The sequence below is a fragment of the Flavobacterium sp. ZT3R18 genome (genome assembly GCF_007097385.1).
Classification (GTDB): domain Bacteria; phylum Bacteroidota; class Bacteroidia; order Flavobacteriales; family Flavobacteriaceae; genus Flavobacterium.
Map to the genome: position 1 here is coordinate 321,181 of NZ_VJZS01000002.1, position 23,045 is coordinate 344,225.

Genomic DNA, 23,045 nt, shown 5'->3' on the forward strand with positions numbered 1-23,045 from the left:
AATAATTTTAAAAAGCCATTCTTAATTGAATGGCTTTTTTTATATTTATAAAATGACAAATACTTCTTTTTTAGATAAAATTGCAACAGTAATAGTAACGGAATATAATAATGTACTGGCTGATACTATAGTGGTTTTACCCAACAAGCGAGCCAAAATATTTCTTGTTGAAGCATTAAAAAAACAAACTGAGGAGAATATATTTTCGCCAGAAATTATTAGTATCGAAGATTTTGTTCAAAGTATTGCAGGAATAAGAACCATTGATCCCATAGAATTGCTCTTTGAGTTTTATGAAGTTTATTTGTCTATTACAGAAAAAAACAACCAGCAGTCATTTGAACTTTTTGCCAATTGGGCCAAAACACTACTGCAAGATTTTAATGAAATCGATCGTTATTTATTAGATCCAAATCATGTTTTGTCGTATCTGAAAGATATCGAAGACATCAAGAAATGGGGAATTGAAGTCGAAAATAAAACGCAGTTACTTGAAAACTACATTGATTTTTGGAAATTATTACCCAAATACTATCAATCTCTTTACGATCATTTACTAAAGAAAGGGATAGGTTATCAAGGTTTGATTTATCGGGAAGCGGTAAAAAACACCAATAGCTTTTCAAAATCGATATCAGGGAAACAATTTATTTTTGCAGGTTTTAACGCCTTGAATGCTTCGGAGGAAAAAATAATTCAACATCTTATTGCTTCAGATCAGGCTAAAATATATTGGGATGCCGATCAAACGTTTCTAAATGATCCTTACTATGATGCCGGTTTATTTGTGCGTCGTTTCAAAGAAAGTTGGAAACATTATAAATCACATCCTTTTGAATGGATAGTGGATGATTTTTCGGCAACCAAAAACATTCAAGTTATCGGTACTCCAAAAACGATTGGTCAGGCTAAGATTGCAGGAAGCATTATAGAAAACATCAGTATTGAAAACCCCAATGCGCCGCTGGATAAAGTGGCTATTGTTCTGGGAGAAGAGAATTTGTTAATTCCACTGTTGTATTCTCTGCCGAATTCGGTCGGAGCCTTGAATATTACCATGGGGTATTCGAGTAAAAACAATCCTGCGCAAATTTTGATTGCTAAGTTGTTTAAAATGCACACCAATGCATTGTCAAGAAGCAATAGTAGTTATGTTTTTTATTATAAGGATGTGTTGGACATACTGACTCATCCGTTAATTGAGCCGTATGCAAATACCAGTGCTTTGGTTGGGATTATAAATAAAAACAATTATACTTTTATCAGTCATCATAAATTATTGGAATTAAATGATAATTCTAGTGATTTATTCTTGCTTGTATTCCAAAAATGGGAGAAAGGTTCTATTGACGTTTTAGAAATAATATCGAGTTTATTGCTAAAGGTGAAGAATAATTTAGATAATGAAAATGAAGAGGAAAAAATAACTAAGACTTTTGTCTATGCTATTTTTAAAGTGATTAACAAACTGATTAATTACTATTCTAAACATAAAGCAATTGACACGATTGATACGCTGCATGCGATTTATAAACAAGTAATTGATCTGGCAGAAGTTTCTTTTGAAGGAGAACCTTTAAACGGATTGCAAATAATGGGTGTTCTTGAAAGTAGGGTATTGGATTTTGAAACGGTTATCATTACTTCTATGAATGAAGGAAAATTTCCAGCGGGAAAATCACAAAACTCTTTCATTCCTTATGATGTTAAACGCGAATTGGGATTGCCAACTTTTAAAGAGAAAGACGCAATTTATACCTACCACTTTTATCATTTGTTGCAACGGGCCAAAAACATTTATTTGCTTTATAATACCGAAAGTGAAGGATTGGATGCAGGGGAAAAAAGTCGTTTCATAACTCAATTGGAAGTAGAGAAGCAACCCAAACATATTTTAACCCACGAAATTTATAACGCAGTTTTGCCTGATACTGCTTATCTGCCAATGGTAATTCCGAAATCGGAGAAGGTGATGATGCGGTTGAAAGAAATTGCCGAAAAAGGGTTTTCTCCTTCGGCATTGACGAGTTATATACGAAATCCGATTCAGTTTTATTTTCAGAAGATTTTACGGATTAGTGAAGTAGAAGAAGTTGAGGAAAATATTGCTTTGAATACTTTGGGAACTATTATTCATGAGACTTTACGGGTTTTATATGAACCTTTTGTTGGTAAATTTATCTCCGAATTTGATATTCAAAATTGTATTAAGAAAATTGATTCCGAAGTTTTGATTCAGTTTAAAGTGGTTTACAAAGAAGGGGAAATCAAAAAAGGACGAAATTTATTGGCTTTTGAAGTGGCGAAGCGAAATGTTTTCAATTTCTTGAAAGTAGAATTAGAGAGCATTAAAAACGGCGATGCCATAAAGATTCTGGAGCTTGAAAAAACGTTTGAAAGAATGGTGCAACATCCAAGTTTGCCTTTTCCTGTTTTGATCAAGGGAAATGTGGACAGGATTGAAGAACGCAACGGCACCATTAGAATCATTGATTACAAAACGGGGAAAGTAGAGAAATCCAGTGTTACCCTTAAGTCCTGGAAAGGATTGACGGATGATATTAAAAATGACAAAATCATTCAGGTTTTGGCATACGCCTATATGTATGAGAAAAATGCTAATGGAAAACCTATAGAGGCGGGAATTATTTCTTTCAAAAATCTAAAATCAGGTTTCTTGCCTTTTAATATTAAAGAAGAAAAGGAAAGTATCTCTATTATTAATCAGGAGATACAATCTAATTATTTGGAACAGATTGTTTTGTTGCTGAATGAAATATTGGATGCAACAATCCCTTTTGAGGAGAAAATTTTATAAAGGAATGGACAAAAAATGGACTAATGTTTTTGAATTTTTCAAGAGCACACTTTTGATTAATTTGGCTGTTTGTTTAATCTCTATGCTTTTTGGAGGGGTTGATAGTTTCTTTTTTATTTTTCCCAGTTTTGGTTTTATGATAAGTGTACTCTACAAAGAACTTTATAGGAAAAATGATTATTTGTTTTATTCTAATAATGGAGTTTCTAAGATTCAACTTTTAGGCTATAGTTATGTGTTCACTTTGAGCTTGTCTATTTTAGGATTTGTTTTAATTTTAATATTGAAAGAATTATTTTGAAAAAGCATATTTTGGAAGTGGATAGTGTTCGGAAACAGTTTGATAGTAAATTAGTGGTTTCTGATGTGTATTTGAAATGTGAGACTAACGAGATTATAGGTTTGTTGGGTAGAAATGGTTCTGGGAAGTCAACATTGTTGAAAATTATTTTTGGGATTGTTTCTGCCGAAAATAAGTGCATTCGTATAGATGGGGTTGTAAAAAACAAAGTGTCTCAACTGCTTAAGGAAATTAGTTATTTGCATCAAGAGTCGTTTATTCCCAATCATTTCACGGTTAAAAAAGCTATTTCTTTGTCTGTTTCTATTGAAAAAATAGCTGATTTTCTGGAGGATACAATGATTCAATCTATTTTGGATAAAAAAATAAATTATTTGTCGAGCGGAGAATTACGTTATCTGGAAATTAAGTTAGTGCTTTTTAATTCATCTAAATTTGTTTTGTTAGACGAGCCTTACAATGGGTTATCTCCCATTATGGTTGAAAAAGTAAACCAATTGATACAAGACAATTCATCTAAAAAAGGAATCGTAATTACGGATCATGATTATGAAAATGTAATTGGTATTTCGACTCAACTGTTATTGATGAAAGAGGGTAAAGTACACACTGTGAAAAACAAAATGGATTTGATGGAAAGAGGGTATTTAAGTTCGAGAATGGTTTAGATTTTCATATGTAGTTAATATTTGTTTTTTATTGGAATATGGAATTCGCAAACTTCATTGGTATTTGCGACCTGTTTTCGGTAATGCTCATTTCTTAAAAAAAGTAGTCAAAACGGTAAGTAACTCCTCTTGGTTTTCTATATGTGACATATGACCGTCAGGTAACGAAACGAGTTCTACGTTGGTTCCTTCTACTTGTTTGATGTTGTCCTCATAATTAAGAACCCCGTCTTTTTTGCCAAGAATGATCAATTTTGGGTAATCGGTAAGATGCAACAAGTGTTCTTTGTTTTTTCTTATTTTCATACCTTCCTGTGCTGCGATATAACCTTGCAAAGGTGTTTTTAGCGCTTCCGATTTTACATGTTCTATTTCGGCACTAAGTCGTTCACGATTATCAATGCTAAATAAATTGGCAATAGAAAGTTGAACCAAGTTTGTGTACTCTTTGTGTGCTATTTTTATGGATCTATTTCTGTTTATTTTACGCTCGTGATCATCTGAAAAAGTGGTCGAATTCAAAAGTACCAATCCTTTTATTACTTCTGGATATAATTCGGCGAAAGCCAAAGCCGCATAACCACCCATGGAGTGACCTACAAAAATAGCTTTTCGGATCTTTAATTCGTTTAAAACAGCATGAACTGCGTCGGCCATATCTTCCATAGTGTGGATGTAACCCAAGCATTCCGTTTCTCCATGACCCAATAAATCGATGGTTATGACTCTGTTTTTTTTAGAAAATTCGGCTATGTAGTTGTTCCACATGGTTTTGTTTTCTAAAAAACCGTGCAGCAAGACTACAGCAGTGCCTTTTCCTGTGTCTGAATACGAAATTTGTGTGTTTTTATAGAGAAGAGTTTCCAAAAGGGTGGGGATTATGTTGATAGTTTACAATTGCAAAATTAATTTTTTAAATTCCTAAATGCTACATTTGAGGAAAGCATTTTATAAAATAGTAACGGCTCACATTGTTGTAAGCTGTTACTATTTTTTGATAAGTTTAATTTAAAAGCGATTATCACCATCCAAAAGATTTCCAAGTCCACCTAATAAACTTCCTTCTTCACGACTGTTTCCGCCTGATCTTGGTGCCGATGCAATGATTCTGTCCGCTAATCTGCTGAAAGGCAATGATTGTATGTAAACGGTTCCGGGGCCACGCAAGGTGGCGTAAAACAAACCTTCTCCTCCGAAAATGGAGTTCTTGATTCCGCCTATAAATTCAATATCATAATTGACATCTTTCGTAAAACCGATAATGCAACCGGTGTCTACTTTTAGGACTTCGCCAGGGGCTAATTCTTTTTTCGCCATAGTTCCTCCAGAATGAACAAATGCCATTCCGTCTCCTTCGATTTTTTGCATGATGAAACCTTCTCCTCCAAATAAGCCGCGACCGAGTTTTTGGGAGAACTCAATTCCAACAGAAACGCCTTTGGCAGCGCATAGAAAAGAACTTTTCTGGCAGATAAATTTACCTTGAAATTGTGTCAAATCAATAGGAAGAATTTTTCCAGGATAGGGAGAGGCAAACGAAACCTTACTTTTGGTGTTGCCTTGGTTTAAAAATGCCGTCATGAATAAGCTTTCGCCTGTTAGGACTCTTTTCCCTGCATTCAAAAGTTTGCCAAACAAACCCGATCCTGCTTGTTGTGCGGAACCATCTCCAAATATGGTTTCCATCTGGATGTTGTTCTCCATCATCATAAAACTGCCTGCTTCGGCAATTACTATTTCTTGTGGATCTAATTCGATTTCGACATACTGCATTTCTTCTCCAAATATCTGGTAATCTATTTCGTGTGCTTGCATGATTTCTAGTGTTTTACTTTTTAGAGTAAGTCGGATGAAGATTTAGAATGTTACAATCGAAATGCGAAATTTTGTTGAATGTTAAGGTTAAGTATATACTTATTGTGTCATTTCGACGCCCCGAAAGCTTTCGGGAGAGAAATCACATAACGTGAGTAACAAATGTGATTTCTCCTCCGTCGAAATGACAAAAGAACCTTGTCATAATAATAGCATTGGGACGCATCCGAATTTTAATAACAAAAAAAAACGGCTTACTTTCGTAAACCGTCTATTCTCTTTTTTCTATATTCTATTCTCTTTTTGAAATTACGAATTCATTAAACTCTCGATTTCTTCTGCTTCAATCGGGATGTTTTTCATTAAATTGAAAGGTTCTCCAGTTTCTTGAACTACTAAATTATCTTCTAAACGAATTCCGAATCCTTCGGCTGGGATGTAAATTCCGGGCTCAACGGTAAATACCATATTGGCTTTCATTGGCTCGTGCAATAATCCGTAATCGTGTGTGTCCAATCCCATGTGGTGTGAGGTTCCGTGCATGAAATATTTTTTGTATGCTGGCCATTCCGGGTTTTCATTTTGAACATCTGCTTTGTCGATTAATCCTAAACCAAGTAATTCAGAGGTCATTATTTTACCCACTTCTACATGGTATTGTTTCCAGAGTGTTCCTGGAGTCAGCATTTTTGTAGCTTCATTTTTCACACGTAAAACGGCATTGTAAACGTCTTTTTGTCTGTCTGTAAATTTTCCCGAAACTGGAATCACACGAGTCATGTCGCTAGAATAGTTGGCGTATTCTGCGGCAACATCAAGCAATATTAAATCACCAGCTTTGCATTGTTGGTTGTTTTCGATGTAATGCAACACATTGGCATTATTTCCAGAAGCAATAATTGGCGTGTAAGCAAAACCTTTGGATCTGTTGCGTACGAATTCATGAATCAATTCGGCTTCGATTTCGTATTCGGTTACGTTTGGTTTTACAAAGGAGAGTAATCTTCGGAATCCTTTTTCGGTAATGTTACAGGCGTTCTGAATTAAATCTATTTCTTCACTTTCTTTAACAGAACGGATGCGTTGTAGTATCGGGTTGCTTTTGGCAACTTGATGTGCAGGATATTTGGCTTTCCACCATTTGATGAAACGAGCCTCGCGGGTTTCGGTTTCGATGGAAGCACGGTAATGTTCGTTGGTGTTGATGTACATGATGTCCGAGTAGGTCATCATTTCGTTTAAGACTTTTTCGAAATCGTGTAACCAATACACGCTTTTAATTCCCGAAACTTCAAAAGCGCGCTCTTTGGTCAGTTTTTCGCCTTCCCAAATGGCAATATGCTCACTAGTTTCTTTTAGGAATACTATTTCTCTTTGATTTTCGTAAGGGGCATCCGGAAAAAGCAATAAGATACTTTCCTCTTGATCTACTCCCGATAAATAAAAAATATCACGATGTTGTGCAAATGGCAATGTGCTATCTGCAGAAACAGGGTAAATATCATTTGAATTGAAAACGGCTACACTATTTGGCTTCATTTGAGCCGTAAATTTTGCGCGATTTTTTATAAAAAGGTCGCGGTCTATTTGATGATATTTCATACGAATTTAATATTAGTTTTTTAATGGAATATGGTATTGCCTTTTTTTTGGATTTTGGGTCTTTATATTATGGCAATTTCATTTTAGAATGATTTTGATATTGAATCATCAAAAATACTAAGTTTAAAAATGAAATTAGTATTTGTGTTGTTTTTTTTTAAGATTTTAATGTGTGTTTGTTTAAAAAAATAAAGTTGATGGTTTGTATTAAAGTTCTTGTTTTACGACTTGCGTGAGGGATAGAGCAAGGCGCCATAGCGCTCGTGATAGCCCGACCGCGTAAAGGAAAGGGCCGAATGAGCGGTATTATGAGTAGGCCCTTTTCTTTATGGGGTCACGCCCAAATAATTTTCCTGTAATTGTTTTTGGAGTATCTGCTAACAAAAAAAAGCACGAAGAAATGAGGGTTTCTCCGTGCTTTTAAAGTGGTATTTAAAAATTAAAATTGAGCTACTTCGGTAGAATCTTTCATGGCTGTTGTAGAAGATTTCCCTGTGGTAACGGTATTTTGTACGGCATCAAAATAAGAAGTTCCAACAAAACCTTGGTGTTTTACGGCTTTGAAACCGTGTTTTTGTAATGCGAATTCTCTTTCTTGCAATTCAGAATAACCTGCCATACCTCTTTCTTTGTAGGCTTTTGACAGTTCGAACATGCTTGTGTTCAAGGCGTGGAATCCAGCCAATGTGATGAATTGGAATTTGTAACCCATTGCGGCCAAGTCTTCTCTGAACGTTTCCATTTCGGCTACGGATAATTTGGCAGCCCAGTTGAAAGAAGGAGAGCAGTTGTACGCTAACATTTTTCCAGGGAATTCTTTGTGAATAGCATCAGCAAATTGTTTGGCATATTTTAAGTCGGGATTGCTGGTTTCCATCCAAATCAAATCAGCGTAAGGCGCGTAGCTCAAACCGCGATCAATTCCTTGTTCGATACCACAGTTTACATAGAAGAAACCTTCGGCAGTTTTCTCTCCTGTGATGAATTTAGTATCTCGTGGGTCGATATCGCTGGTCAATAAATTGGCAGCATCGGCATCTGTTCTAGCAACTACCAACGTTGGCGTTCCCATAACATCGGCAGCCAAACGGGCAGCGATTAATTTATTGATGGCTTCTTGCGTAGGAACCAAAACTTTACCACCTAGATGTCCGCATTTTTTGGCAGAACTCAATTGGTCTTCAAAGTGAACTCCCGCAGCTCCTGATTCGATCATGGCTTTCATCAACTCAAAAGCATTTAGATTTCCTCCAAAACCAGCTTCAGCATCGGCAACGATAGGTACTAAATAATCTTTTTTGTCTGCGGTTCCATTAACCACTTGTATTTGATCGGCACGTAAAAGTGCGTTATTGATTCTTTTTACTACCAACGGAACGCTGTTGGCAGGGTATAAAGATTGGTCAGGATACATTTCGCCCGCCACATTCGCATCGGCGGCTACTTGCCAACCGCTTAGGTAAATGGCTTCAAGCCCAGCCTCTACTTCTTGAATGGCTTGGTTTCCGGTAAGTGCGCCCAATCCAGCAACGAAATCTTGAGAATTAAGTCTGTCCCATAATTTATTGGCTCCAATTTTGGCAACGCTATGTTCAATTTGGTAAGACCCTTGTAATTTTACCACTTCTTCGGCGGTGTAAGGACGTTCGATACCTTTCCATCTTGGGTTTGTGATCCAGTCTGTAACTAATTCTTGAATTCTTGTTTCGGTGGTTTTCATGGTGTTTTAAATTAAATAGATTGTGTTGGTTATTTTTTTGTTGGTTTTTTTATTTGATAATTGAAATTGAAATTGACATTGCCATTGACATTGCCATTGAATTTGTTACAGGTGTTTATAACCGATTAGGGTTAAGAATTCTATAAAATTGTCGTTAACCACTAAAGTGTCTAGCAATTGTTCTGCCAAATGATAATTTTGTTTTTCGTGGTTTTCGTCTCCGACTATTTTTTTAATTTTTTCAAATTCTTCCATGGCTAAGCGATGGTAATAATCTTCGGTTAGCGTTTTCTTAGTGTCTAAAATCACTTCGTTTTGAAGCCATTGCCACAATTGAGACCTAGATATTTCGGCAGTTGCGGCGTCTTCCATCAAATGGTGTAAAGCTGCTGCACCTTGTCCGTTAAGCCAAGAAGCGATGTATAAAACAGAAATGCTAATGTTTTTTCGAACCCCTTCTTCAGTAATAGTTCCTTCAGGAACGGCCAGTAAATCTTCGGCTGTTACATTTACATCTTCTCTTTTTACATGAATTTGATTGGCTGTTGGCATGTGTTTGTCAAAAACTGATTTTGCCAAGGGAACCAAATCTGGATGTGCTACCCAAGTACCGTCGTGTCCGTTTTGTACTTCTCTTTGTTTATCGGTTACTACTTTATCAAAAGCAATGTTATTGGCTTCTTCGTTATTCTTGATCGGAATTTGCGCTGCCATTCCGCCTATTGCATGAATATTTCGTTTGTGGCATCTTTGAATTACCAATTGCGAATAGGCACTCATAAACGGAGAAGTCATGGTTACTTGATCACGGTTTGGAACGATGTAGTTTTTGTTTTTTCTCAATTTTTTGATATAAGAAAAAATGTAATCCCATCGGCCGCAGTTCAATCCTACGATATGATCTCTTAATTCGAAAATGATTTCGTCCAATTGGAAACTAGCGGTAATCGTTTCGATCAATACGGTTGCTTTGAAAGTCCCGTTTTGTTCTCCTAGATATTCTTGAGCAAATTCGAAAACTTCATTCCACCATCTTGCTTCAAGATAGTGCTCCAATTTTGGCAAATAAAAGTAAGGAGCGGTTCCGTTTTTGGATAATTGCTCGTGATTGTGAAAAGCATACAATCCAAAATCTATTAAAGAACCCGATGCTTGTTGATCGTCAATAAGAATGTTTTTCTCATTCAAATGCAAGCCACGAGGTCTTACAATTAAAACAGCTGTTTTTTCTTTTAGCTCGTATTTTTTGTTTTTTACGGTGTCTTCAAGGGTTATGGTTTTGTTTACGGCGTCTTTAAGATTTTGTTGGCCTTCCATCAAATTGCTCCAAGTTGGGGAAGTGCTGTCTTCAAAATCGGCCATAAAGGTATTGGCACCAGAGTTAAGTGCGTTGATGACCATTTTTCGATCCACCGGACCTGTGATTTCGACTCTTCTGTCTAATAAATCTTTAGGTGTTGTTGCGGCTCTCCAATTGCTTTCTCTGATGTTTCTGGTTTCAAGAGGGAAGCTAGGTAGTGCGCCCGCATCAAAAAGGACCTGTTGTTTTTTGCGGTCTTCTAATAACGAAAGTCTTCGGCTATTAAATTTTTGATGCAATTCAGTTAAGAATTCGATGGCTTCATCCGTCAATATTTCGGGATACTGCTGAGTCATTCCATTTGTTATTTGGAAGTTTTTTTCGGTGGTTTCGGTTTGGTTCATCATGGTTAGTGCGTTTTTCTTTTACAATAGTACAAAAAGTTTTTTATAAAACAAGCGAACGTACGCTAAAAATGAAAAAATATTTTTTTGCGGTTTTTATTTTTTTAGTTTATCTTTGATTTTATGAACGTAGAAAAGGAATATATCAAGCTAATTTTCGGGCTTAAACTCAAGCAGGCCCGAACAAATAAAGATTTGTCATTATTTGGCTTAGCCAAAATAACGGAGCTCTCTAAATCCTATTTGAACGAAATAGAAAAAGGAAAAAAATATCCGAAGACGGATAAAATCATTCTTTTGGCGGAGAAATTAGATGTCAGTTATGACAATATGGTGTCTCTAAAACTCGACAATAATCTCGCTCCGATTGGAGAAATATTAAAATCGGGAATTTTGAAGGAGATTCCGTTGGATCTTTTTGGAATTCAAGAAGCTGATTTAATTGATATTATCGCCAATGCTCCTGCCAAAGTCAATGCCTTTATAAGTACTATTATTGAAATCGCACAACATTATAATCTAACTAGAGAAAGTTTTTTTCTAGCAGCTTTGCGTTCCTATCAAGAAGCACATAATAATTACTTTGAAGATCTTGAGGAAAAAGTGTTGTTGTTTTGCAAAGCATTTCATATTGACGGGCATGCTACTATTTCTATTGATGAATTGTCGGCGATATTGATTGAAGAATATGGGTATAGTATTAAGGAAATTGTTTTTTCTGAGCAAGAAGAGCTAGGAGATTTGAGGTCTATTTTTGTGCCAAAAAGTAAAACATTGTTGCTCTCTGTTGGTATTGATGATTCTCAAAAAGCATTTATTTTGGCCAAAGAAATAGCGTATAATTTTCTTGAAATCAAAGAAAGACTTTATACTTTTAGTTGGATAAAATTTGACAACTTTGATCAGGTTCTCAATAATTTTTATGCCTCCTATTTTGCTGGTGCATTATTGTTGCCAAGACAACATTTGATAGACGAATTAAATGTATTTTTATCAAATAGTAATCCCAAGCCTCAAGAAATGGTTCAATTGATGGGTAAATTCAATGTTTCTCCCGAATCATTCTATCAGAGACTGACAAATATTTTACCGAAAGATTTTCAGATAAAAAACCTCTTTTTTCTACGACTTTCTCATGAAATAGGTTCAGATACATATCAAATAAAAAAAGAATTGCACATTACGAATCAACAAGAGCCTCATGCCAATGAAATGAATGAGCATTATTGCAGAAGATGGGTGTCTATAAAGACGATTGTAGAATCAATAAAACAGAAAAAAGAACATTTTTTTGATGCTCAGATTTCGCGTTATGAAAACAGTAATAATGAGTATCTCGTTTTTTCTTCGGCAACGCCTGATCCTTTCAAGAAGAATTGCTTGAGAAGTATTTCGGTTGGGATTTTGATTACGCCTTCTATCAAGAAAAAATTTAAGTTTATCGAGGGGGATTCTGTAAAAAAACAATTAGTTGGTGTTACTTGTGAAACCTGTTCCGTACAAAATTGTTTAGAAAGAGCCTCGCCTCCGATTCATTTGAATCAAAAACTTAGAAATGAAAAGACTGACGCGACAGTTCAAAAATATATGGCTAAATATAGTTGAGATTATGGGTCTTAGGAAAAATTTCGACACAGATTTCACAAATTAACACAAATCAATCTGTGTGAATCTGTGAAATTTGTGTCTTTTTTATTTTTAAAACAGTGTTAATCAACCCATTTGTAGTAACGAGCTCCAATTAAATTAGGAATTTCTGTTTCTATTCGATCCAAAATCCACTCGTTTTTAGGTTTTTGGATACTTTGTTTTTGTTCTTTTTTATGCAATTTTTCATAAGTCTCAAAATCAATTTCAAAACTATTTTCTAATGTTTCAAAAAGGTTGACATTGGCTAGAGCCGATTTCCATTCGGGTTGAATCGTGCCTTCGAAAACTTTAGATTTAGAACCACTTCCATAAGCTAGAAACCCAAACTTTTCGGTTGTAATTTCCTTTTTGGTATCATAGAAATGAGCCAAAGTTGAAAGTAATCCCATGAAAATAGAACCTGTGTATAAGTTTCCGATTAAAGAAGAAGCCAATTCTGCGGGTTGTAATTTTTCGGCAACAAATGTTTTGTATTCTTCGGACTTATTGATTTCTTTTAATTTGTTTTGGTATTCCGATGCGTTTTCTTCGCCAGAAAGAATTGCAGTTGAAGCATCCAAGGCGTAAATTTCAGAAAGCATTCTTCGTCCTTGAAAAGCATAAGGCAAATGCATTACGATGCTTTTCCAAGAATTATAAACAGTCTCTGGAGTGTTTTTTAATTTTTTGAATGAAAAATAAGCCGCCTTGGTTCGATCCATATAACATTGGTTCGAATATTGACCGTCAAATACGGGTTGGTCTTTGTGGATTTTAATTTCGCTTTCTAAATTATCAAACCAAGATTCGTTATTTGTATTTCCTGTGATTTCTTGTTTTGAAAGTGTTCTGTAGGGTTTAAAGAAATCAAAAACTCCTTTTGTGCTTATACCCCAATGATTTTCGAAAGCAATAATTCTTGGATTCGCAGCAACTAACATCACCAATGCTCCAGCTCCCTGTGTGTATTCGCCAGTAGAATTTAAGTCGTATTTGGCAAAGTCGGTGGTAACAACTATTGCTTTTTTGGTAGGATTGAGTTGAACAAAATCAAGACAGTTTTGTAGTGCATCAACACCTCCGATACAGGCAAAAGTAAAATCGACCACATCACACTCCGATAAAGAATCCTCTCCGAATTTTTGTTCCATTAAGGAAATCAAGAACGAACTTATGGGTTTTGAGTTGTCGATGGCGCTTTCGGTTCCAACATATATTCGGGCAATTTCGTCTAATTTGATGTTGTTGTCCTGTATTAATTTTGTCAAGGCATTGGCACCAAATACGACGGCATCTTGGTGAATATCGGGCAAAGTCATCTTGATTAGCCCTAAGCCTTTTTCTAGTTTTTCGGGTTCAATATTTCTGGCTAAAGCCAAAGTTTTTATGGGTAAATGTATTTTGGCAACATCAAAAGCTATAGCGTCAATTCCGATTTTCATTTTCAATTTTTTAATAGGCAAAATTAAAACTCCGTCATTGAATGGCAATTTTTTTAGTACCACAAAATTCCTGTTTTTTGTGTTTTTGTTTATTTGTAAAGTAATTATTTATAAAATTGAATAATGAATAATTATTCCGTCTTTTATTTTGATTTTTTTATGTAATTCATAAAGTGTTGTTTTTATTTTTTTAAAGTTTTATTGAAGTAACTTTCTGGTTGTTACAGTGTTAGTGATTGGTTTTAGAATACTTGATGATTTCTCGGGCAAGCACTTTAAAATGATTATAAATAACATACCAAAGAGCGCTAAATCGTTGTGATTCTTTCCTAATTAACCTAATTTTGTTGGACTTTTAAAAAAAATAAAACATTTATACTATTATGGCAAAATCTGCAATATTGAAGTCGTCTATAGCTAAAAAAGTAGCTATGGCGCTTTCAGGACTTTTTTTGATTATGTTTCTATCGCTACACTTTTTTGTTAATTTCATATCAGTTTTTAGTGCTGATACGTATAATGCGATGTCACATTTTATGGGTTATAATCCGCTAATCCAATTTGTAATGCAACCTATCTTGATTGCAGGAGTTGTTTTTCACTTCGTTATGGGATTTGTATTGGAGTTGAAAAATAGAAATGCTAGGCCTATTGCTTATGCAAAGTACGATGGTGCATCAAATGCATCATGGGCATCTAGAAACATGATTATTTCAGGGTTGGTGGTATTGGCTTTTTTAGGATTGCATATGTATGATTTCTGGTTGCACGAAATAATGCATAAATATGTAGAGGTTAACGCAATAGATCCAACTAGATATTACGGTGAATTAATTGCTAAATTTGAAAGCCCAGTTCGCACAGGATTGTACTCTGTAGCTTTCGTATTATTGGCATTACACCTTTGGCATGGTTTCACATCCTCTTTGCAATCAGTAGGATTTGACAGCAAAATCGGAAAGTCATTGCATAAAATATGTTATGCTTTTGCAATTATAGTTCCTTTTGGATTTATTTTCATTGCATTATTTCATCACTTTAATAATTAATATCAATCTATAATGAAGTTAGATTCTAAAATACCAGAAGGTCACATTTCACAAAAATGGACTGATTATAAAGACCACTTAAAGTTAGTTGCACCAAACAACCGACCAAAAATAGATATTATCGTTGTAGGGACAGGATTAGCGGGTGCTTCGGCAGCAGCGTCTTTTGCCGAAATGGGTTATAATGTAAAAGCTTTTTGTTACCAAGATTCTCCACGTCGCGCGCACTCCATTGCAGCACAAGGAGGAATCAATGCAGCAAAAAATTATCAAAATGACGGAGATAGTACTTTCCGTTTGTTTTATGATACAATTAAAGGTGGGGATTACAGAGCACGTGAGGCAAACGTACACCGTTTAGCTGAAGTTTCTGGAAACATCATCGACCAATGTGTGGCTCAGGGAGTTCCTTTTGCCCGCGATTACGGTGGAATGTTGGATAACCGTTCTTTTGGTGGTACACAAGTACAACGTACTTTTTACGCTGCTGGACAAACAGGGCAACAGTTGCTATTAGGAGCTTATTCTTCCTTATCAAGACAAATCGGGTTAGGAAAAATCGAGATGTACAACCGACACGAAATGTTGGAATTGGTAAAGGTTGATGGAAAAGCTCGTGGAATCATTGCTCGTAACTTGATTACTGGAGAATTAGAAAGACACTCTGCTCACGCTGTAATTATTGCAACAGGAGGATACGGAAATGTTTATTTCCTATCTACCAATGCAATGGGATCGAATGTAACTGCTGGTTGGAAAATTCACAAACAAGGAGCTTTGTTCGCAAATCCTTGTTATGTACAAATTCACCCAACTTGTATACCAGTTCACGGAACCAATCAATCTAAATTGACGTTGATGTCAGAGTCGTTAAGAAACTCTGGACGTATTTGGGTTCCAAAGAAAAAAGAAGATTCAGAAGCGATTCGTGCAGGTAAATTGAAGCCTACACAAATTGCAGAAGAAGATAGAGATTACTACTTAGAAAGAAAATACCCAGCATTTGGTAACTTAGTGCCTCGTGATGTGGCTTCAAGAGCAGGAAAAGAGGTTTGTGACGCAGGTCACGGAATTGAAGCTAATGATACCAATGAAGGAGTTTATTTGGATTTCTCTACAGAGATTCAATCTAAAGGAAAACAAACAGCTTACGCCAAAGGAAATCATAATCCTTCGCAAGAAGAAATTCTTACCTTAGGAAAAAAATGGTTGGAGGAAAAATACGGTAACTTGTTTACGATGTACCAAAAAATAACGGATGAGAATCCTTATGAAACTCCAATGAAAATTTATCCTGCAGTTCACTATACAATGGGTGGTGTTTGGGTTGATTATAACTTACAATCTACTATTCCAGGTTGTTTCGTTGCGGGAGAAGCTAACTTCTCTGACCATGGAGCGAACCGTTTAGGAGCTTCGGCTTTGATGCAAGGTTTGGCTGACGGTTATTTCGTATTGCCTTACACGGTTTCTGATTATTTATCAGGTGATATTCGTACTGGAAAAATCTCTACTGATTTGCCAGAATTCGTAGCTGCTGAAAATAATGTAAAAGAGCAAATCAACAAATTTTTGTCTAATAATGGATCTAAAACAGTGGATCACTTCCACAAACTTTTAGGAAATATTATGTGGAATAAAGTTGGGATGGGTCGTAATGAAAAAGGATTAATTGAAGCCATTTCGGAAATTGCTGCTTTGAAAGAAGAGTTCTACAAAGAAGTTTATGTTCCTGGAACTTCAGATGAATTGAATCCTGAATTGGAAAAAGCACTTCGTGTTGCCGATTTCATCGAATTAGGACAATTAATGGCTATGGATGCTTTGCAACGTAAAGAATCTTGTGGAGGTCACTTCCGTGAAGAATACCAAGATTCTGAAGGAGAAACGCTTCGTGATGACGAAAACTTTTCGTTTGTAGGAGCTTGGGAAAACAAAGGATACGACGTTACAAAATCGGAACTTCACAAAGAAGAATTGAAATACGAGTTTATTAAAATCGCAGCTAGAAACTATAAATAGTAATTAGCGATTAGTAATTAGTGAATGGCAAAATAAATGAGTAATATGAAATCTTATAAAGACTTATTAATTTGGCAAAAGGGAATTCAAATTGTGATTTTAACTTATAAAATTGCTAAACAATTTCCTTCAGAAGAAATGTATGCTTTGACAAGTCAAGTAAAAAGAGCAGCAGTTTCTATTCCGTCAAATATTGCAGAAGGATATGGAAGAAATGGAGATAAATCATTGAATCATTTTTTGAGTATTTCTAGGGGTTCTTTATACGAATTAGAAACACAATTGCTTATCGCAAAAGAACTTGATTTCATTACAGACATTAGTTCTTTTGAAAGAATAAATTTTTTAATTGAAGAGGAAAGCAAAATGATAAATGCTTTTTCTGCAAAATTACAAGGCTAATAACCAATCACTAAAAGCTAATCACTTTAAAAATAAAAATTATGAGCGCAGCAAAAAATATAAATATAACCCTACAGATTTGGCGTCAAAAAAACTCCAAAGAAAAGGGAAAAATGGAATCATACAAATTAAATGATGTTTCTACAGCCAGTTCATTTCTGGAAATGTTAGACCAATTGAACGAGCAATTAGTAAACGAAAGAAAAGAACCTATTGCATTTGACCACGATTGTCGTGAAGGAATTTGTGGTATGTGTTCTTTGTATATCAATGGTCGTGCACACGGTCCAGATACGGGAATCACGACTTGTCAATTGCACATGAGAATGTTTAATGACGGTGACACAATTGTTGTAGAACCTTGGCGTTCTGTTGCTTTTCCTGTGATTAAAGATTTAGTGGTAGACAGAACAGCTTTTGATAGAATTCAACAAGCTGGAGGTTTCGTTTCGGTGAATACTTCTGGAAACACTATCGATGCCAATGCAACTCCAATTAACAAACAAGACGCTGACAAAGCTTTTGAAGCAGCGGCTTGTATTGGTTGTGGAGCTTGTGTAGCGACTTGTAAAAATGGTTCGGCTATGTTATTTGTTGGTGCAAAAGTATCGCAATATGCGTTGTTGCCACAAGGAAGAATTGAAGCTACAGACCGTGTGTTAAACATGGTGCGTCAAATGGACGAAGAAGGTTTTGGTAACTGTACCAATACTGGAGCTTGTGAAATAGAATGTCCAAAAGGAATTTCTTTAGAGAATATTGCTCGTATGAACAGAGAGTATTTATCTGCAAGTTTTAAATAGTAATTCAATATATTTTATATCAAAAACGTCCCGAGAAATTGGGGCGTTTTTTGTTTGTATAAAACCTTTGTGAATCTCTTTTTATCTTTGTGTATCTTTGTGAAACAGCAAATTTGTCAGAATGAAAATCGCACTTATCCAATCGCCGTTGTTTTGGGAAAATCCAGAAAAAAACAGAAATGCATTCGAAAAAAAAATCAATGCCATTACTTATGCTGTTGATTTAATAGTGCTACCCGAAATGTTTACCACAGGTTTTACGATGAAGCCAAATCATGTTGCGGAAACGATGCATGGCGAAACCCTAACTTGGCTTGCACTTTTGGCGAAAGCCAAAAATAGCGCCATAACGGGAAGTTTAGTAGTCACTGAGAATGGAAATTTCTACAACCGATTGGTTTTTGTTTTCCCCTCAGGCGAAGTTCAGTTTTACGATAAGAAACATTTGTTTACTCTTGCTGGAGAAGATAAAATCTATACGGGTGGCAACAAAAAAATAATCGTTGAATATCTGGGTTGGAAAATTTGTCCGCTAGTTTGTTATGATTTGCGTTTTCCTGTTTTTGCTAGAAATGCCGAAGAATATGATGTATTGATTTATGTGGCCAGTTGGCCAAAAATAAGGATAAACGCTTGGGATGCCTTACTCAAAGCCCGTGCCATAGAAAACATGAGTTATACCATTGGCGTCAATAGAATAGGCGAAGATGATAACGGGTACCAATACAATGGACACACCCAAGTGGTCAATTTCTTGGGAGATTACATTTTGGAACCAATAGAGAATAAAGGGGTTTTTATAGTCGAACTTAATAAAGCCGAATTGCTTCTCGCTAGAAAGAAGTTCAATTTCTTAAATGATCGAGATCCTTTTGTATTAAAATGACCCTTTTGATTTCGGTTTTTCTTTCTCTTTTTTCTTTTTGGGTTCTGGAGTATAAGGAATGCTTAGATCAAAAGCTTGGTTGACATCCCAATTGATTCGGACATCTACTGCTTTGGAAAAATAAACGACTTCTTCAGCTTGCTTTCTTTCAAGATAAATTCCTGTGTCCCATTCTTTGTTTTTATTATCGTCATAAATCGCCCGAAGTGTATATAAACTTGGTTCTAGAAGATTAAATTCAATTTCCGTTTTACTTTCTGTATATTCGCTTGCCGAAATTATATCTCCTTTTTCATTGGTCAATTCTACAAGTACAGGAAAACGATCCACGTTTTTCAGACTCACGGTTAGATTTCCGTAATCTGCATTGTTTTTTGTACTGGTAGTAAAAGTCAAGGTGTCATTCTTTTTTTCGAAAAAATCAGTAACAGCACCTGGTAAAAATTTCAAACTGTATTTTTGAGCTTCTTCTATTTTAAAATCAATGAATAATTCTTTGGTGTAATCATCGTAAGCTGTAGTGAAGGGAACTGCAACCGAATCCTTATTGATTAATTTCATTTTCGAATTGTCAAAAGATACCAAAGGAGTATTGGATTCTAAAGTGAATCGCTCTCTAAAATTCAATATACCACTCTGAATGGCTTTTAGGCTCAAAGTGTCATTTTTTTGATTTTTGATTTTAAAAGAAAAATCTTTTTTATATTTATCTTTCTCAATATTTAAAGAAAGAGAATCTGCTTTCAAGGGTCTAAACCAAACCTGTAAAGAATCTTTTTTGGCAAATTTGGTAACAACGATAGGTAGAATTTGGTTTTTGTTCTTTAAAATGATTTTTGGTTTTTCATTTTTTCTGATTTTACCCTCATAGCCAAGTAAAACTCTGTTTCCAGAGGCTTGAGTAGGTTTGAATGCTTTAAAAGGCAATGCTTCTTTGAATAATTCCAATTCAAAAACCGTGTCGTTTGGAATGGTTACGATTTGTTTGTTAAATGCAATTCGGTCTGATTTGGGATTAAATTTATTATTTCCACTGTTGTCTTTCAAAGCAATCAAATAATAATTCCCCGCTTTTAAATTCTCCAATCGAAACGTTTTCAAGCTATCCAAAGTATTGGTAATGTATCGAGGGCTTTCTTTGTAAATGGTAGAATCGTTAAATTTTTCATTCGCTTCATACAGCATAATCGAAACAAAAGAAGCAACTTCTTTATCATACGCATCTTTTACTCTACCGCCCAGTGCCAAAGAATCAATATAATCTCCCGTAGAAAACACATATTTGAATTGATTAAATGGATTTCCTTCGTTATTATCGGCTATACTTTGTCCAAAATTCAAGCTATAAGTTGTGTTGGGACGCAAAGTATCTTTTAAGGTAATGGTTAGTGTTTTTGTTGGAGTCGTCGGAATGATTAACGGTTCATTCTTCATCGGAGGCGAAATAATCAATTGCTTGTTTAGATTTTTAAGCTTGATATTTTCGTCAAAAACAAGTTTGATTTTATTGCCTTGAAATTTAACAGAATAATTTTCTGGGAAACTGGATTTTAATGTCGGGGCAATAGTGTCTTTCAAACCGCCTGTAATCGTACCTCTTTTGGCACAACTCACACAAAGAACCAGTAGTAAAAGAGAAATATATTTAAAATTGTTTTTCAACATAATGCGCTAAAATTTGATTCTACAAAATAACAATTATATTTACTGTAATCGAAATGTTTTTAATTTTATTTGGCACCCTGAGCTAAGCCGAAGGGAGGAGCTATTTCCTGCTGTACACTATATCTTTTTATGAGGCGAGAATCCCGATAGCTATCGGGAGCCTCATAAAAAGGATGCCGTTTCCATCAGGGCTAGGGCTTCACGGGAACAAGAAATTTATTTTCCATCTTAAAATTAACCATATAAGAAATATAAGTTCATTTAAGTTTGCTTCTATGAACTTATATTTCTTATATGGTTAAAAAACACACACGCTTTTTTTCTTGTAAATTCTATTTAGTTAAAATAGGAGCTTTGAGATAAGTTATGGACAGTTATAAAAATCTTTGTGAATGGCTGCGAGTACTTCGGGAATCTTTGCGTAATAACAAGACAAAAACGTTTGCCCCACATTTACTGACCATTTCTCAAGCTAATTCATTAAATTTGCACCCAAAATAGATCTTCGATGAGCAATATTAGAATTACCAAACAATTTAGTTTCGAAACCGGTCACGCCTTATACGGGTATGATGGGAAATGTAAAAATGTGCATGGTCATAGTTATAAATTATCGGTAACCGTTATCGGAACACCAATTACGGATCGTAACAATGTGAAATTTGGTATGGTCATTGATTTTTCGGATCTAAAAAAGATTGTAAAAGAAGAGATTGTAGATCAATTTGATCATGCTACCGTTTTTAATGAAACGACACCACATATTGAGTTGGCAAATGAATTGAAAAACCGCGGGCATCATGTGATTTTAGTAGATTATCAGCCAACAAGTGAAAATATGGTAGTCGATTTTTCTCAACGAATCATCCGTAGATTGCCTCAAAACATTCAGCTTTTTTCTTTGAAACTGCAAGAAACAGAATCTTCATTTGCCGAATGGTTTGCAAGCGACAATCAACAATCTATACTTTAGCTTCATGCAATTACCCAATAATAAAAAAATCTACTTCGCCTCCGATCAGCATTTTGGTGCGCCAACTCCGGAACTTAGTTTTCCTAGAGAACAAAAGTTTGTGGCTTGGCTTGATGCGGTAAAAGATGATGCAGAAGCTATATTTCTTTTAGGCGATTTATTTGATTTTTGGTTCGAATATAAAACCGTTGTTCCAAAAGGGTTTGTTCGGATTCTAGGCAAGCTAGCCGAAATTCGAGACAGCGGTATTCCTGTATATTTCTTTGTGGGTAACCATGATTTATGGATGTCCGATTATTTTGAAACCGAGTTAAACATTCCTGTTTATCATGATAACAAAGAATTTACTTTTGGCGATAAGACTTTTTTAATTGGTCATGGTGATGGTAAAGGACCCGGAGATTTAGGGTACAAACGCATGAAAAAAGTATTTACCAATCCGTTTTCTAAGTGGCTTTTTAGATGGCTTCATCCTGATATTGGAGTCAAATTGGCACAATACCTTTCGGTCAAAAATAAATTGATTTCGGGTGACGAAGACGTGAAATTTTTGGGTGATGAAAACGAATGGCTCATCCTTTATGCCAAACGAAAATTAGAATCCAAACATTATAATTATTTTGTTTTTGGCCACCGTCATTTGCCAATGGTAAAATCGGTAGGAGAAAATTCAGAATATGTCAATCTGGGCGATTGGATCAGTTATTTTACCTATGGGGTTTTTGATGGTGAAACATTCGAGGTTAAAAAGTTTGGATAAATTCCACGGTTTTACTACACTCATTTTCTGTATTTTTTAAATATAATAAACATGGCAACAGGTGAAAATAAATTAGACAATCCCGTTTGGTATTCCGTATCCGAAACGCATAAAAACTTTGGAATTGATTGTGGATCTATAAAGTTTTATCATCCCGATTATTGTCCTTTCGGGGGTTTTATTGCGCTTGACAATATAAAAGACTCCCTTTCTGAATATGCTAAACTAACTAACAGCTTTTTCATTATAGGACAAAAACCAAATATTCCCGATAACCTAAAACTGAGTAATGAATTAATCTGTTTGCAAATGATTATTCGCTCCAAAATAGAGGCTACTATCGAAGATCAGATTGTGAAATTAGGAGAGGAGCATTTAGACGATTTATTAGGATTGGTTAAAATTGTGTATCCAGATTATTTCAAAAAGAAGACCGCCTCATTGGGTAATTATTATGGAATCTACAAAAACAATCAACTTGTTGCCGTAACAGGAGAAAGAATGCAAATGGATCAATTCACTGAGGTAAGTGCAGTGATTACGCATCCGGAGCATACCGGAAAAGGATATGCAAAACAATTAGTCACTCATGTTGTTAATGCTATTCTCGAACAAAATAAAACCCCATTCTTGCATGTAGCTGAGTCTAATGTTGGAGCAATCAAGCTGTATGAAAAATTAGGTTTTCAAACCCGAACAAAAATAAGCGTTTGGAATATTGTCAAGAAGTAGTAACGGGATATCTTATTTAGTAATCGATTCCAAGCAATACTGCAAACAAGTAAC

19 protein-coding genes are annotated in these 23,045 nt (G+C 35.3%); 12 read left to right on the forward strand and 7 right to left on the reverse strand.

Annotated elements, in window-relative coordinates; genetic code table 11:
- The first annotated feature begins 52 nt into the window (after positions 1-52).
- The 3 genes from FNW52_RS03975 to FNW52_RS03985 are packed head-to-tail and all read left to right on the forward strand — an operon-like array spanning position 53 to position 3,787.
- Positions 53-2,818, forward strand: a complete 2,766-nt coding sequence (locus tag FNW52_RS03975) for a PD-(D/E)XK nuclease family protein (RefSeq protein ID WP_143376164.1) — start codon at positions 53-55, stop codon at positions 2,816-2,818.
- A 4-nt stretch (positions 2,819-2,822) separates the two neighbouring features.
- Positions 2,823-3,119, forward strand: coding sequence for a hypothetical protein (locus FNW52_RS03980; RefSeq protein ID WP_143376165.1), 297 nt, complete (start codon positions 2,823-2,825; stop codon positions 3,117-3,119).
- The gene (locus FNW52_RS03985) at positions 3,116-3,787 is read left to right on the forward strand and encodes an ATP-binding cassette domain-containing protein (RefSeq protein ID WP_143376166.1); all 672 of its coding nucleotides are present in this window, start codon (positions 3,116-3,118) and stop codon (positions 3,785-3,787) included. The genes FNW52_RS03980 and FNW52_RS03985 overlap by 4 nt, the downstream gene beginning before the upstream one ends.
- A gap of 87 nt (positions 3,788-3,874) precedes the next feature.
- Here the strand turns inward: FNW52_RS03985 and FNW52_RS03990 are convergent, their stop codons facing one another.
- The 5 genes from FNW52_RS03990 to aceB all read right to left on the reverse strand — a co-directional run bounded on the left by FNW52_RS03990 (position 3,875) and on the right by aceB (position 10,631).
- Entirely contained in the window at positions 3,875-4,654 is a 780-nt protein-coding gene (locus FNW52_RS03990; RefSeq protein WP_143376167.1) for an alpha/beta fold hydrolase, read from the reverse strand.
- A 141-nt stretch (positions 4,655-4,795) separates the two neighbouring features.
- Positions 4,796-5,602 carry a TIGR00266 family protein gene (locus FNW52_RS03995; protein ID WP_143376168.1) on the reverse strand — a complete coding sequence of 269 codons (807 nt, stop codon included), beginning with the start codon at positions 5,600-5,602 and terminating at the stop codon, positions 4,796-4,798.
- A 309-nt stretch (positions 5,603-5,911) separates the two neighbouring features.
- Positions 5,912-7,204: an aminopeptidase P family protein gene (locus tag FNW52_RS04000; protein WP_143376169.1), complete on the reverse strand. Its 1,293-nt coding sequence runs from the start codon at positions 7,202-7,204 to the stop codon at positions 5,912-5,914.
- A gap of 439 nt (positions 7,205-7,643) precedes the next feature.
- Positions 7,644-8,924: an isocitrate lyase gene (aceA, locus tag FNW52_RS04005; protein ID WP_143376170.1), complete on the reverse strand. Its 1,281-nt coding sequence runs from the start codon at positions 8,922-8,924 to the stop codon at positions 7,644-7,646.
- A 105-nt stretch (positions 8,925-9,029) separates the two neighbouring features.
- Positions 9,030-10,631 carry a malate synthase A gene (aceB, locus tag FNW52_RS04010; RefSeq protein ID WP_143376171.1) on the reverse strand — a complete coding sequence of 534 codons (1,602 nt, stop codon included), beginning with the start codon at positions 10,629-10,631 and terminating at the stop codon, positions 9,030-9,032.
- 120 nt (positions 10,632-10,751) lie between these two features.
- Between aceB and FNW52_RS04015 the strand changes: the two genes are divergently transcribed.
- Positions 10,752-12,233, forward strand: coding sequence for a helix-turn-helix domain-containing protein (locus FNW52_RS04015; RefSeq protein WP_143376172.1), 1,482 nt, complete (start codon positions 10,752-10,754; stop codon positions 12,231-12,233).
- 104 nt (positions 12,234-12,337) lie between these two features.
- On the opposite strand, the gene FNW52_RS04020 is transcribed toward FNW52_RS04015, so the two are convergent.
- Complete coding sequence (locus tag FNW52_RS04020; RefSeq protein WP_143376173.1) at positions 12,338-13,699, reverse strand: hydroxymethylglutaryl-CoA synthase family protein; 1,362 nt, start codon at positions 13,697-13,699, stop codon at positions 12,338-12,340.
- A 383-nt stretch (positions 13,700-14,082) separates the two neighbouring features.
- Here FNW52_RS04020 and FNW52_RS04025 point away from each other — a divergent pair, with 383 nt between their 5' ends.
- The 5 genes from FNW52_RS04025 to FNW52_RS04045 all read left to right on the forward strand — a co-directional run bounded on the left by FNW52_RS04025 (position 14,083) and on the right by FNW52_RS04045 (position 18,861).
- The gene (locus FNW52_RS04025; protein WP_143376174.1) at positions 14,083-14,748 is read left to right on the forward strand and encodes a succinate dehydrogenase cytochrome b subunit; all 666 of its coding nucleotides are present in this window, start codon (positions 14,083-14,085) and stop codon (positions 14,746-14,748) included.
- 12 nt (positions 14,749-14,760) lie between these two features.
- Positions 14,761-16,770, forward strand: coding sequence for a fumarate reductase/succinate dehydrogenase flavoprotein subunit (locus FNW52_RS04030; RefSeq protein WP_143376175.1), 2,010 nt, complete (start codon positions 14,761-14,763; stop codon positions 16,768-16,770).
- Positions 16,771-16,815: 45 nt separating this feature from the next.
- Positions 16,816-17,172, forward strand: coding sequence for a four helix bundle protein (locus FNW52_RS20945; protein ID WP_255515477.1), 357 nt, complete (start codon positions 16,816-16,818; stop codon positions 17,170-17,172).
- A gap of 41 nt (positions 17,173-17,213) precedes the next feature.
- Positions 17,214-17,975: a succinate dehydrogenase/fumarate reductase iron-sulfur subunit gene (locus FNW52_RS04040; RefSeq protein WP_143376177.1), complete on the forward strand. Its 762-nt coding sequence runs from the start codon at positions 17,214-17,216 to the stop codon at positions 17,973-17,975.
- A gap of 121 nt (positions 17,976-18,096) precedes the next feature.
- Complete coding sequence (locus tag FNW52_RS04045; RefSeq protein ID WP_143376178.1) at positions 18,097-18,861, forward strand: nitrilase family protein; 765 nt, start codon at positions 18,097-18,099, stop codon at positions 18,859-18,861.
- Here the strand turns inward: FNW52_RS04045 and FNW52_RS04050 are convergent.
- Positions 18,853-20,526, reverse strand: coding sequence for an Ig-like domain-containing protein (locus tag FNW52_RS04050; RefSeq protein WP_143376179.1), 1,674 nt, complete (start codon positions 20,524-20,526; stop codon positions 18,853-18,855). The genes FNW52_RS04045 and FNW52_RS04050 overlap by 9 nt on opposite strands.
- 508 nt (positions 20,527-21,034) lie before the next feature.
- On the opposite strand from FNW52_RS04050, the gene FNW52_RS04055 reads away from it, so the two are divergent.
- From FNW52_RS04055 to FNW52_RS04065, 3 genes are read left to right on the forward strand one after another with little or no spacing between them, the layout of a single operon-like run.
- On the forward strand, positions 21,035-21,499 hold the full coding sequence (locus FNW52_RS04055; protein ID WP_143376180.1) for a 6-carboxytetrahydropterin synthase: 465 nt from the start codon (positions 21,035-21,037) through the stop codon (positions 21,497-21,499).
- Positions 21,500-21,503: 4 nt separating this feature from the next.
- A complete protein-coding gene (locus tag FNW52_RS04060; RefSeq protein WP_143376181.1) occupies positions 21,504-22,259 on the forward strand; it encodes a UDP-2,3-diacylglucosamine diphosphatase in 756 nt (251 codons plus the stop codon).
- 51 nt (positions 22,260-22,310) lie between these two features.
- A complete protein-coding gene (locus FNW52_RS04065) occupies positions 22,311-22,991 on the forward strand; it encodes a GNAT family N-acetyltransferase (RefSeq protein WP_143376182.1) in 681 nt (226 codons plus the stop codon).
- Positions 22,992-23,045 lie beyond the last annotated feature (54 nt).